This window comes from Candidatus Eremiobacterota bacterium (genome assembly GCA_031082125.1).
Classification (GTDB): Bacteria; Vulcanimicrobiota; CADAWZ01; order CADAWZ01; family Ess09-12; genus Ess09-12.
This window is the reverse complement of record JAVHLM010000002.1, coordinates 184,705-197,453: the sequence shown is the minus strand read 5'-3', so window position 1 is coordinate 197,453 and position 12,749 is coordinate 184,705. Positions and strand designations below refer to the sequence as shown.

Sequence of the window (12,749 nt, the reverse complement as noted above, 5' to 3'; positions counted from 1 at the left end):
CTCACTATCAGGCTTGGAAAAGATCTCTGCGCAGCTTGAAAAGGAGTTCCTGAAGCTCGCCGCAAAGTGGCGCCTCGAACTCCATGGCCTGGCCGCTCCGGGGATGCATGAATTCAAGCCTTGCGGCATGGAGCGCATGCCCCCTGAAATGCCATGGATTCTCCCGGACCCCGTAAATTTCATCACCCACGAGGGGAAACCCGGTGCTGGTGAGGTGTACCCTTATCTGGTGCGTTCTTCCCGTGAGGGTGCGGACCTTGAGAAGGGAATAGCCCCTGAACCGCTCCACCACCTCCCACCTCGTGTGGGCGAACCTTCCCTCCCTCGAGACGGCCATCTTCTTGCGCTTTACCGGGTGCCTCCCGATAGGGGCCACAATATCACGCTCCGCCTCCCTCACCTCTCCATGGACCAGGGCAAGATATTCCTTCTTCACCTGCCGCTCGGCGAACTGGAGGGAAAGGTGGGCGTGCGCTCCGTCATTCTTGGCAATCACCATGACCCCCGAGGTGTCCCTGTCAAGGCGGTGGACTATGCCGGGGCGCTCCACGCCCCCTATTCCGGAGAGATCTTTTATGGCGTAAAGAAGAGCGTTGACAAGGGTGCCGCTGTACCTTCCCGCGCCGGGATGAGCAGCCATCCCGCGGGGCTTGTTCACCACGGCGACCCACTCATCCTCGTAAAGTATGGCGAGGGGAATATTCTCGGGAAGGACCTGGGACCTCTCAGGGGGAAGGAGCTCCACCACGATGGTGTCACTCTTCTTAAGCCTGTCACTGACCTCGGGGAAATCACCTGACAGCAGCACGCCTCCCCTCTCAATAAGGCGCTGCACCTGGTTTCTCGAAATGGCAAGATGGCCGGCAAGCACGATATCAATCCTTTTTCCATAATCATCGGGCGAAATCTCTATGGTAACAGTGCTCATATCCAGCTTCGCGTCCACATCAGCTTGTTAAAGAGAGCCCGGGGTATGGGAAAACCTGCAAGAATCGAGTAAAAAAGCACGAAAAAGAATACAAGGGTCGCAAGAAAAAGCCAGCCCATGACCCTGCCCGCCTTTGTCTCACGCCATCGGTCCATTCCTCCCGCCACAATAAGGCACATCCAGGCTGCACATGGCGTCATGTAGTAGAAAAATCCTCCCTTGTTGCTGATAATCCAGAAGATATAGGGAGTCAGGTAGGAAACGATGAGGAAAAACTGCTCTTTTCTCCTCTCATACCATGTGAGGATCACGAGCTCGACGAAAAAGATAAGAAATCCCCACCAGAAAAGGGGTGATCCCATGGCCACAATGCCATAGACCGTTCCCTTGACCTCGTCGAAAAGATACCATATGGGCCGTATCATGAGGGGCCACATCCACATCTTTGAGAGGTAGGGATGTTCCCACTTCTGGTGGTAATGGAAGTTAAGGGTCTGCGAATAGTATCCCAGGGCCTTGCTCAATGTTCCTCCCGTGAGGAAAAAGGGAACGAACGAGAGGACCTGCATGGTGAGGCCGAAAAGGAAAAAGACCGCCGCAATCGTGAGAGCCCTTGGCAGCTTGACAAGGCCCCTGGCAAGGAGGTCCTTCCAGGGTCCCCGCTTTTTCTCTGAGCCTTCATCAGCGGCTTTTGCCTCAAGCGCCGCAAAGGCTTCCTTTTCACGGTGAGTGTCCTTAAGGAGAACCATGCACAGGTAGGCCCCGAAGGCGCCGAATACGCCGCTCCACTTGCAGGCCGCCGAGAGCCCGAAGCATGCCGCCGAAAGAAACAGATACTTTGAGGAGGGCGCGGAGCTTTCAATGAAGCGCCAGGCGAAATAGGAGCCGCAGAGCATGAAAAAGCCGAGAAAGATGTCAATCATGGAGATTCTGCTCTCGACAAAATGAAGGAACTCGATAGTGAGCAGAAAGGCTGAGAGCGAGGCCGCATAGCGGTTCCTGAAGAGGCGGAGCGCCAGCAGGTAGATAAGGGGTATCATGAGGGACCCGAAAATCATGCAGGCCGTGCGCCAGTCAGCGGCAGACTTAATGGGAGGACCGTACCCCAGGGCCGCCATGGCATCGGTGAAGGACCTGTTCAGCAGAATCCCCCCGGCTATCAGAATCTTTCCGAGAGGGGGATGAACCCAGTTGGGGTCTTCCTTCCCTTCGATATAGGCATCGGCAGCCCTCGCATAATAGATCTCATCAAAATAGAGCTTGGGTGGAAAGCCGAGGTGATAGGCCCGAAGCAGAACAGCGAGAAGGAGCAGAGCCGCGATAATGGCCAAGTCAAGGGGAGCAATCCTTCCCCCTTGAGCCTTTTCAGGGTTTTCCCTCTCAGCCATGACCATTTATCCTTTTTTTGATAAGCTTTTCTTCGCATCAGGCGCCTTTTTTCTCAGCAGATACACGATGAGCGCCGTCACAACAAAGAGGATGATGCTTGAGTACTGGGCAAGAGAGAGGCCCGCTATCCTGGGCGGGCTTTCCCGGAATATCTCCACAATGAAGCGCACCACGGAATATGAGCAGAACATCATCAGGATAATCTCCCCGGTGAACTTCTTCCTCTTTTCCCACCAGAGAAGGAACACCACGACAGCAAGGTCCAGCACGAGCTCATAGAGCTGGGTGGGATAACGGGGAGTGACATACCCCGCGTCACGGAACACCATGCCCCAGTGGCTTGTCGTTTCCATGCCAAGGCAGCAGCCGTTGAGGAAGCAGCCAATCCGCCCTATGGCAAGGCCCAGAATGACGGGAGCCGCGCAGAGATCCAGAAACTCATAGAGATTGATTTTCTTCACCTTTGAATAGATGATGAAGGCCACAAGCCCCCCCAGGAAGCCGCCATGCCAGGCAAGCCCCCCTTCGCGCACATTGAACATAGAGATCGGGTGCTTCAGATACTCGCTGAGGTGAAGGAGCACATAGACAAACCTGGCGCCCACGACTCCGCCGATGATCAGGTAGAACCCGATATCGAGGATGTCGTCGTTCTTGACGACCCTGTTCCTGTTACGCCATATGGCGAAGCCGATCCCGGCAAGAAAGCCCAGGACAAGGAACACTCCGTAGGAGTATATCTCAAACTCATGGATTTTCGCAAATACCCGATGCATCGCTCTCTCCCTGGGGGGATGGTGCCTTCGGTGATGATGGCGCCTCGTTCCCCTCGGTTATCATGGAGATAAAAAGTATGATAATGCCCATCGTGATGGCAATATCAGCCACGTTGAAGATGGGCCAGACTCTTATATTGATAAAATCCACCACATAGCCGTAGGTTACCCTGTCTATCAGGTTCCCCAGGGCGCCGCCCATTATCAGCGCCGCGGCCACGATCCATCCCCTTCCCTTCGCCACAAGCTTCTTGAAAAAAATGACGATGAGCAGAGGCACGATGACTCCCATCACGACAAAGAAAAAGGCCATGTGGGAGAAAAGGCCGAAGGCTCCGCCGAAATTGTGGATATGGGTGATAAGGATCAGGCGGCCCACAAGAGGCCTGGACTCAAGAGGCGCAAGCGAGGTGAGGACCAGCATCTTGGTGAACCTGTCAAGGGCAATTACCAGGAATGCAAGCGGTATGAAGAGTATGACGGACCTTACAAGTTTGCTCACTGCTCGTCAACCCACTTTTTCGATTTCTTTCACGGCGGCAATGCAGCGCTCGCATATCCCAGGGAACTCGCCTTGATCGAGAGGCTTTTCATCATAGTTCCAGCAGCGGGCGCATTTCTCTCCCGGGGCTCTTTTCACCGTGACCCTTATCTCGGGGAAGAGCTCAAGAGGCCTGCTCTCCTCAGGGGCATTATCGCCTGCTCCGTGGACCTTAAGCTGCGACACGATGAAAAACCTCTTTAAAAGCTCGCTGTCAAAGGCAAGCATCTCGTGGCGCTTCTCGTCGGGGTATATCTCTATCCGGGCCTCGAGGGACTGCTTGATCACCTTCTCTTTTCTGAGCTCCTCTATAAGGAAATACACCTGGTCCCTGAGCTCGGAGTAGAAATTCCACTTGCTCTCCTCATCGGTGGTGAGGAAGTTTCCCCGGTCGGCGGGCCACTCGGCAAGCTGCACGCTCTCGAGGGACTGGCGGGGCTTGAAATAGTTCTGCCATATCTCCTCGGAGGTGAAGCTCAAAATGGGATACATGACCACCGTGAGATCCCTGAGCGTCTCGTAGAGGGCTGTCTGCGCAGAGCGGCGCGCCAGGGAACCAGGCGGCGACACGTAGAGCCGGTCCTTCACCACGTCCATGTACATCGAGCTGAGCTGTATTGCGCAGAAATTGTGAAGGTGATAGTAGACCACGTGGAACTGGTAGTTCCCATAAGCTTCATCAAGTTTTTTTACAAGGTAGTGCTTCTGCTGAAGAATCCACCGGTCTATCTCCAGGAGATCGCTCTCTTTCACCGCGTGCTCTTTCGGATCGAAATCATAGAGGTTCCCGAGCATGAACCGGCAGGTGTTCCTTATCTTCTTGTAGACCTCCGCCACCTGCAGAATGGCATCGTGGTATATCTTTATATCAGCCGTGTAATCCACCGAGGCGAAGAAGAGCCTGAGAATATCGGCGCCGTATTTCTCCACCATCTGCATCGGATCAATGACATTCCCGAGAGATTTGTGCATGGTGTGGCCCTTTTCATCAAGAACCCAGCCGTGGGTGAGGACGGCCTTGTAGGGGGCCTTCCCGCGGGTGGCCATTGCCGGCAGAAGGGAAACCTGGAACCAGCCGCGATGCTGGTCACTCCCTTCGAGGTAGAGATCGGAAGGCCAGCGCAGCTGCTCCCTGACGGCGCAGACAGCTTCATGGCTCACGCCTGACTCAAACCAGACATCAAAGATGTCCATCTCCTTGGTGAAGGAGCGGCCATGGCAGTGGGGGCACTCAAAGCCCCGGGGGAGTATTTCGGCGGCCTGCTTGCGGTACCATGAGTCAGCGCCCTCGGCCAGGAAGAGCTTCTCAACGGCTTCGAAGGAATCATTGGTGAATATGGCCTCGTGGCAGGCGTCGCAGTAAAAGGCGGGAATGGGCGTTCCCCATATCCTCTGGCGCGAGATGCACCAGTCGGGCCTGGTCTTCACCATATTGTAGATGCGCTCCTCGCCCCACGAAGGGATCCACCTGGTCTGCTTGATGGCTTCCATGGCACGTTCCCTGAGGCGCTCCACGTCAACGGCAATAAACCACTGCCTCGTGGCCCTGAATATGACGGGGCCGCGGCACCGCCAGCAATGGGGATAGGAGTGCTCCTTGGTGCCCCTGTGGAGGAGGTGGCCGCTCTGGGCCATGTGGGCTATGATATGCTCATTTGCCTCTTCATACCTGAGGCCCTTGAAGGGGCCCGCCTCGTCGGTCAGAAATCCCCTGTCATCGACAGGCACCAGGACCGGCAGGCTGTACTTGAGGCCCGCCTCAAAATCCTCGGCGCCATGGCCCGGGGCCGTGTGAACGCACCCCGTGCCGCCGGCCTCGGGATCGTCAAGCACCACATAGTCGCAGTTGATGATGAGGGAGTCTCTCTCCAGGAAAGGGTGGAGGGCCTTCTCCCCTTCGAGGGCTGAGCCCTTCACTTTCCCGAGAAGCTCGTATTCACCCAGGCCAGTCGATGCGACCACCGAGGGAAGAAGGGATTCGGCAACAAGGTATGCCTCACCGCTTGCTTTCACCAGCACATAGTCTGCACCGGGATTGAGGGCGATGGCAAGGTTCCCCGGGAGAGTCCACGGCGTCGTGGTCCAGATAAGCACCGAGAAGGGGCCTTCCCAGGAGGGAAAGAGCTTTTTTGCACCGCTTTTTATGGGAAACTTTACGAATATCGAGGGAGAGCGTTTGTCACGGTATTCTATCTCTGCTTCGGCAAGGGCCGTCTCGCAGACGGGGCACCAGTGGACAGGCTTGAGGCCCCGGTACACGTGCCCCTTTTTTGCCATCTGCCCGAAGACGCGCACAATGGCCGCTTCATAGACAGGATCGAGGGTGCGGTAAGGATGGTCAAAGTCTCCCTGGATGCCGAGCCTTATGAACTGCCCGCGCTGCACATCAAGGAAATGGAGGGCCGATTCCCGGCATTTCGCCCTCAGATCGATGGGGTCGATCTCCCTGCGGTTTATCTTGTATGTCTTGATGGCCTGTATCTCGTTGGGAAGCCCATGGGTATCCCATCCGGGAACATAGGGTGAGTCAAAGCCAAGGGCCGACCGGTATTTCACCGTAATATCCTTGAGGATTTTATTGAGGGCCTGTCCCATGTGGATGGGACCGTTCGAGTAGGGAGGGCCGTCATGGAGGATGAACTTTTCTCGACCTTGCCGGTGCTTTCTGAGCTTCTCATAGATGGCCTGCCCCTGCCAGAAACTGAGGATGGCGGGCTCATTCCTGGGAAGATCGGCCTTCATGGGAAACGAGGTCTTGGGCAGGTTCAGGGTTGTGCTGTACTCCACGGAGACTCCTCCTCTTCTGTTATTCAGAAAAAAAATTGCCCAGGGATCAAGAGCGATCCTCCCTGGCCAAAACGATTCGGGATATGACCTTTCGGTGTGCGGCAGTTCCGGCACAGGCTTTCACCAGGGCTGCGGCGCACCGGTGCCGGTCTCGAGAGAGCGGGAACCTTTTCCCTGGCTCATTGCTCTCACAAGCCATACTCTCGATTTCCTATTCCGCCTCGTGGGCGAAGAACTGCGACATCAGGGGCTTGCCCTGGGCGATGATGAACTCCTTGACTTTTTCCTTCTTCTCGTCGTCTAACTGGATAAAGACATAATAGATGAGGGCCGAGCCCAGGGCTCCCAGGAGGGCCACGCCGATAAGCCTGTCCCATGGAACCTTGGATTTGCGCTTTTCCGGCACCTGCGGCTCTTCATCCTCAGCATCTTTGATAACCTTCACATCAACCATTGCTCATCCTCCTTCGCATTGATATCTGTGTATGAGGCTTCTTTCCCCGGGATACAGTATTCTTTCTCGCCTCCTCCAAAACCTCCTCGAGGTAAATATATTCAGGGTAAGCCCTGGCAATCTCCCTGATGCCGAGGTACACCGAGTCGAGGAGAAAGAGGGCTTTCCCGCAGGCCTCGCCTTCGAGTGCGCAGGGAAGCATGAGAGAAAGGCATCCCTTTCTTTTAAAGTAAAATTTCCCCCCGCCGGTGAGCTTTTTCAGCGCAATGACGGCCGTCTGCAGGAGAGCCGATACGGCAGCGCAGGCCATATCCTCGCTCTCCTCAAAAGGAGGCTGGGCGTGACCTCTCACATGAAAGGCCGTCACATTTCTCTTCGTATCAAGGATAACCTCTATGGTCATTCTTCATCTCTTCCGTGAGGGCATAAAATAACACTGACAGGGAGAGGTTCCCTGTCAGCATGTTTTCTCACATGTGTGATATACTGTCGCACAAGCGCCCTGCCCGGCCCCGGATGCCGGGGCCTCTCTCTCAGGACTTGCTCTCCTCGGGGGGGCCGCTCTTCTTGGCTTTCTTATCAGCATCTGCCTTTGCAGAGGCCTTCTTCTTCTCCCCCTTCGGCGACTCTTTCCTGGGAGCCTTCACCGGTTTCTCCTGGGGAGGCTTTTCCGCCTTCTCAAAGACCTCGCCTCCTTTGCTGATGGACGCGATTTCCAGCAGGGCGTACTTCTGCCGGTGCCCCTGGATAATCCTGATCCTTTTCTTCGGCCTGTAGCGCATCGAGGTAATCTTCTTGGCCTGGGCCAGGCGCAGCACTTTGCCGTTTACGGCGGCGCCTTCCACGTACGGCGTTCCCACTTCTACAGTGGCGCCTTCCTTCGCAAAAGCGATAACCTTGTCCAGAGTTATCGTATCGCCCTTCTTTACATCAAGCCTGTCAATTCTGATCTTGTCACCAGGGGAAACTTTTACCTGTTTGCCGCCTGTCTCCACTACCGCGTACATTGTCGTAGCCTCCCTGTCTGTAATATACTGACGCACATTATACTCATGTGGTAATGATGCCGTCTTGTATGGTCTGGAATATAGCTCACTAATGTTACCATAAGGCGATCTCTTTGTCAAGGAATGCCATGAGCGCCGCCCTTTTTCCGAGGAAGCGCCCGGCAGCAGGGTCATTTACGGTTTCCTGCCTGCAGAAAACCGTAAATGATAAAGGCCGCCACAAGCGTGATTAAGCTGTAAGGAAACGGGATTGCTGCAATTATCGCAACGATGAAGGTGAGCAGGCCTATACCATAGAAGCTCATGGCCAGGAGAAATACCGCGCTCTTGAAGAAACCTGCCTCGGAACTGGCCTTTCTCAGGACCCAGCTCAAGGCGAAAGATGCCGCCGGGACAATGAAAAAAAGAAGGGGCCTCTTTTCAAAATAAGGTGCCAGTTGAAGCGCCTCTGACAGCATGGCACCTGCGACCATCAGCAGAAACATCAGTATGGTAGCTACTGCTGCACCCGCTTTTCCCCCGGGCTCCTCCTGCTGTTCTTCCATGGGCGATATTCCTCCGGTAGAAACGCTCTTTCTGCCCGGCGGAAGGAAAACCCTGCGGCAGGTATTCTCCGGGATTCCGCAGAAAAAGCAGGGAGCGGTCCAGGCACCGCAGGAAAAGATATAAGGGGGAAGTGCTCCATGATCAGGCGCCTCGCAGGTTTTCTCCTTGTGCTTTCGGGGATGATGCTCCTTGCCGCGGCCTCGGCCCGGGCAGGGGCCATCCACAAGGCTGTCGAGGAGGGGAACAAGGGGCGCGTGAGAGCTCTCCTTGAGCGGGACCCCGCCCTTGCCAATGCCGAAGACCTTTACGGGTGGACGCCCCTTCACACTGCGGCGACGAAAGGCTACGACGATATCATCGTCATCCTCCTCTCCTGTGGCGCCTCCATCAATGCCCGCGCCAACAACGGCCACACGCCCCTCCACAAGGCGGCCTGGAACGGCCACCTCTCAACAGTCGAGCTCCTTGTCTCAAGGAAAGCCGATATCAACGCGAAAAGCATGAACGGGAACACGCCCCTCCATGCCGCCTCATACGGCGGCAACAGGGAAGTGGTGTCATTTCTCATCAGGAAAGGGGCGCGGGTGAAGGAGAAGGCCCTGAACGGCCAGACTGCCCTCCATACGGCTGCCTCTGCAGGGAGGGTAAAAGTGGTGATCCTTCTTCTTGAGCAGGGCGTCCCCCTCGAGGAAAAGGACAAGCAGGGGCGCACAGCCCTTCACTGCGCAGTGGCTGAAGGTCAGAAAGCCGTCGTGGAGCTTCTTCTTTTAAGGAGAGCCGATATTTCGGCAAAAGACTCGAAAGGGATGACGCCCCTGGCGCTTGCCCGTTCTCTCGGGAAAAAGGATGTTGAGGCTGTCCTTATAAAGCCTCCCGGGAACACTCGCAGGGGAAAATGAGCGCCTCAGGCTTTCCCTCCTGGGAAGAGGTAACCCATGAGGGCCTCAAGGGGCTCCCCATATTTTGCCTCCAGGTTCACCAGGGATTTCACGGGGATCTTCACGCCGTCGATGATGAGCCACTCGTCGGTCTTTTCAATCCGGGGCCCCTCCTTGGGCGCTCCCTCTTCACCGCCCTGCTCTGCTTTCTTCTTGAAGTGGACAAAGACGTCCTTGAGGGCATGCACTTTCCCGTCATTGCTCCCCACGTACACCATGGCGCCGCTCACGCAGGGCTTTGTCTCAATGCCCCCGCCGGTGGCGTACTCCCAGAGCCTCAGACCTTCTTTCACATTGAAGGCATAGACTTTCCCGTTATAGCTCCCCACGTACGCCGTACCCTCGGAGACTGCCGGCGACGAGCGGACGGATCTGCCGGTGTCATAGGACCAGAGCTCTTTTCCTGTGGCGGCATCAAGGGCGTAAAGCCTGTCATCATCACTGCCGAACAGAACGACTCCCTCGGCGATAACCGGCGACGACTTCACGGGGCCTTTTGTGGCAAAGTCCCAGAGCCTGTTACCCGACGCCGTATCAACGGCATAGAGCTTCCCGTCATCGCTTCCCACGTAGGCGACGCCTCCTGCCACGCAGGGCGACGAATACACCCGGCCCCCCGTGGGAAAATCCCATTTTCTTTTTCCCGTGCCGGCATCAAGGGCATAGAGATGCCCGTCATTGCTTCCCACGTACACGATGCCGTCAACTACAGAGGGCGACGACTCCACGTTGCCTCCCGTCTCGTAGCTCCAGAGCCTCTCCCCTGACTTCGCGTCGAGGGAGTAAAGGTATCCGTCATCGGCGCCGACAAAGACCTTGCCGCCTTCGACGGCGGGGTCTGAGCAGACCATGCCTTCTGCCCTGAAATCCCACAGCACTCCGCCCTTCGCGGCATCAAGGGCATAAAGGTGGCGGTCATGGCTCCCGCAGTAAAGCACTCCATCAGCCACGGCAGGCGACGAGGTGATAAGGCCGTTCGTCTCAAACTCCCAGCGCTTTTCCCCCGTGACCTCATCTATGGCGTAAATCTTTTTGTCGCGGCTCCCCGCGAAGACCATACCATCGGAAGCGGCAGGCGAGGAGTATATCCAGTCCCCCGTGGGGAACTCCCATTTCTTTTCGACGGCAAAGCGGTTCTCGCCCAGCAGGAGGTCATTCACCTCCGAGAGGAGCACCTCCCTCGCGGGGGGCTGAAAGCCCGCAAAACCGGCCATGGAAAGCTTTCCCCTTGTTTTCCCGCCGCCGCCTGGCGTGAAGGTGTCGCCAGGCACCTCTCCCCCCTCTTCCCGGGAAGGAGTTCCTGCGGGAACCTTCCCGCGCGGGAGAGGCGCTCCCATGTCGAGTGGCCTTATATCGGTCATTGCTGTCACCCCTTACAATCCTGGTGTCTTGTCAGTGTACTTCACTTATTATACCAGAAAAAACGGCGTCTGTCCTTGCCAAAATGTAAACGTCCCGATTCCCACTCCCGCCTAAGCCGCCCTTGCACCAAAAAAAGACACAAAAAACTGTGTTCATAAAAAATTAACAGCTTCTTCATAATATGTTAATAAATAACTGTTTACATTTTTTGCTGCTGCCATTATAATAAAAGTAAGAAGAGTGAAAGGAGTGGCCGCAATGATTATCAGCTCCCAGGGACCACAGAGCCTTCTCCAGTTTCTCGCAGCCCGCCCTCCCAGGGATGCCCGGCAGGGTGCCGGCAATGACGAATCCTCCCCTCTTCCCGGCGAATCCGAAAGAGCCTTCCCCTCGGTCCTCCTCCGCTACCAGCTTGACGAGCGCCACGAAGCATACCACGCCATAGCAGGCGCCGAGCGCGAAGCCTCGCTTGACGCCCGGCAGGACAAGATAAACGACGATGAGCTCAAGAGCCTTTTCGGCGACGAGGCCGACAGCGTGAGGAGCCTCATGAACACCCGCAGCGACGTGAAACTCAGCGACCTTTACGCCCTCAGGAAAAAGCCCGAAGACCTCACCAAGGCCATCTCCTTCCTGAACAAGCGGCCCGACTTCAAGTTCTCCGATCTCATCTCCCGCGACATTGACGGGAACGTGCTGCTGGACCGCACGGAGCTCGATCCGAATATGAAGCTCCGCAAGAATATCGCCGAGGAGGCGAAGGCAGCCGATTACAGCGATGACGATCTCCAGAAGCTCTTTGATGACCAGGCCGGTGCGGTCCGTGAGCTCCTCAGGACCCGGGATGACGTGAAGGTGGGCGATCTTCTTCCTCTGCGCGGTGATCGCAAGGGCATTACCGACCTGGTAAAGCTCCTCAACGAGCGCAAGGACCTGAAATATGACGAGCTGGTGAATAAATCGGCCGACGGGAAAGTTACCATCACGTGGGCCGTCACCGACGACCAGTCCAAGGAGATCATGGAAACCCGCAAGGACATCAAGCCTAAAGAGCTCACGAAGCTCTTTGGAACCTTCGTGAAGGCCTTTGACGGAGATCCCCTGATGGCAAAGAAGGCCTACGCGCACGCTGCCAGGCTCCTGAAGAACCGCTCTGACATGGCGCCTGAATCAGTGGGGAAGATGGTTCTCGACATGTCGGAGCAGCTCGAGACCATAAGGCCCACGGACCCCATGGCGGCCCGGAGAATGAACCAGACAAAGCTCGAGATGGTCGAGAGCTCCGTGGATCTTCTCATGAAGAGAAACGACATCCAGCCCGAAGACGTGACAAAGCTTTCAGGAGCAATGGTGAAGAGCTTCGGCGACAAGCGCGATCCCATGTCCCTCTCGAGGGTGAGCCGCGCCTTCAAGGATACGACACAGATGCTCTCGGCGAGGAAAGACATCAGCATCAGCCAGGTGGAAGGCTTCATGGGGAACCTCGACTTTGCCGTGCCGGGAAGGGACCCCATGTCGCTGGAAAACAAGGCCTCCATGCTGAAGGGCGCCTGCACGGCCCTGAAGAGGAACGAGGGCCTCAATCTCGGCCACATGGAGCAGGTCCTCCACAAAAAATCCATGGAGAACCCCGCAATGCGCGACAGCGGCATCATGCTCTCGGCGGAATTCAACAGGACCGCGGGAGCCCTTGCCGCCCAGGCCCAGCCCACCCCCGCCCAGCCTGCCCAAGATGAAGTTTCAGGGGCTGAAGAAAAGAACGATAAGGAAAAACAACCTGAACAGGGAAAGGAGGCCGGGAAGTAAGCCTGCCCCTGCCCGTTTCAGCCCTGCAGTAACCCTCTACAGGGCTTTCTCATTCCCCCGCTCCTCCCCACATCAGTAAAAGTCCGCCTACCGGAATGTTGCCGGAATATGACCGGAATGTTGCCGGAATAAGAACTGCTTGTTAACAGAATGTAAACGGAAGAGGCCTTTTGTTGATAAATTTTCAATTTGTTGCCAATATTCACCGATTGTTG

The 12,749-nt window shown here is 56.2% G+C and carries 12 protein-coding genes; 2 read left to right on the top strand and 10 right to left on the bottom strand.

What is annotated here, in order from left to right; genetic code table 11:
* Positions 1–7 precede the first annotated feature (7 nt).
* The 9 genes from RDV48_03245 to RDV48_03205 form a co-directional block, all read right to left on the bottom strand.
* Positions 8–928: an RluA family pseudouridine synthase gene (locus tag RDV48_03245; GenBank protein MDQ7821791.1), complete on the bottom strand. Its 921-nt coding sequence runs from the start codon at positions 926–928 to the stop codon at positions 8–10.
* Complete coding sequence (locus RDV48_03240; protein ID MDQ7821790.1) at positions 925–2,316, bottom strand: phospholipid carrier-dependent glycosyltransferase; 1,392 nt, start codon at positions 2,314–2,316, stop codon at positions 925–927. Before RDV48_03240 ends, RDV48_03245 begins: the two co-directional genes overlap by 4 nt.
* Positions 2,317–2,322: 6 nt before the next feature.
* Positions 2,323–3,093 (bottom strand): prolipoprotein diacylglyceryl transferase, encoded by a 771-nt coding sequence (lgt, locus tag RDV48_03235; GenBank protein MDQ7821789.1) that lies wholly within the window; start codon positions 3,091–3,093, stop codon positions 2,323–2,325.
* Positions 3,065–3,595 carry a signal peptidase II gene (lspA, locus tag RDV48_03230; protein MDQ7821788.1) on the bottom strand — a complete coding sequence of 177 codons (531 nt, stop codon included), beginning with the start codon at positions 3,593–3,595 and terminating at the stop codon, positions 3,065–3,067. Before lspA ends, lgt begins: the two co-directional genes overlap by 29 nt.
* A 6-nt stretch (positions 3,596–3,601) precedes the next feature.
* Positions 3,602–6,421, bottom strand: a complete 2,820-nt coding sequence (gene ileS, locus RDV48_03225; GenBank protein MDQ7821787.1) for an isoleucine--tRNA ligase — start codon at positions 6,419–6,421, stop codon at positions 3,602–3,604.
* Between the two features lie 211 nt (positions 6,422–6,632).
* The gene (locus RDV48_03220) at positions 6,633–6,875 is read right to left on the bottom strand and encodes a hypothetical protein (GenBank protein ID MDQ7821786.1); all 243 of its coding nucleotides are present in this window, start codon (positions 6,873–6,875) and stop codon (positions 6,633–6,635) included.
* Positions 6,868–7,278: a ribosomal-processing cysteine protease Prp gene (locus RDV48_03215; protein MDQ7821785.1), complete on the bottom strand. Its 411-nt coding sequence runs from the start codon at positions 7,276–7,278 to the stop codon at positions 6,868–6,870. The genes RDV48_03220 and RDV48_03215 overlap by 8 nt, the downstream gene beginning before the upstream one ends.
* Positions 7,279–7,408: 130 nt before the next feature.
* The gene (gene rplU, locus RDV48_03210) at positions 7,409–7,882 is read right to left on the bottom strand and encodes a 50S ribosomal protein L21 (GenBank protein MDQ7821784.1); all 474 of its coding nucleotides are present in this window, start codon (positions 7,880–7,882) and stop codon (positions 7,409–7,411) included.
* A gap of 170 nt (positions 7,883–8,052) precedes the next feature.
* A complete protein-coding gene (locus RDV48_03205) occupies positions 8,053–8,427 on the bottom strand; it encodes a hypothetical protein (protein MDQ7821783.1) in 375 nt (124 codons plus the stop codon).
* Positions 8,428–8,565: 138 nt separating this feature from the next.
* Here RDV48_03205 and RDV48_03200 point away from each other — a divergent pair, with 138 nt between their 5' ends.
* The gene (locus RDV48_03200) at positions 8,566–9,327 is read left to right on the top strand and encodes an ankyrin repeat domain-containing protein (protein MDQ7821782.1); all 762 of its coding nucleotides are present in this window, start codon (positions 8,566–8,568) and stop codon (positions 9,325–9,327) included.
* Between the two features lie 5 nt (positions 9,328–9,332).
* Here the strand turns inward: RDV48_03200 and RDV48_03195 are convergent, their stop codons facing one another.
* Positions 9,333–10,727, bottom strand: coding sequence for a PQQ-binding-like beta-propeller repeat protein (locus RDV48_03195; GenBank protein ID MDQ7821781.1), 1,395 nt, complete (start codon positions 10,725–10,727; stop codon positions 9,333–9,335).
* 259 nt (positions 10,728–10,986) lie between these two features.
* Here RDV48_03195 and RDV48_03190 point away from each other — a divergent pair, with 259 nt between their 5' ends.
* Positions 10,987–12,534, top strand: a complete 1,548-nt coding sequence (locus tag RDV48_03190; protein ID MDQ7821780.1) for a hypothetical protein — start codon at positions 10,987–10,989, stop codon at positions 12,532–12,534.
* Positions 12,535–12,749 lie beyond the last annotated feature (215 nt).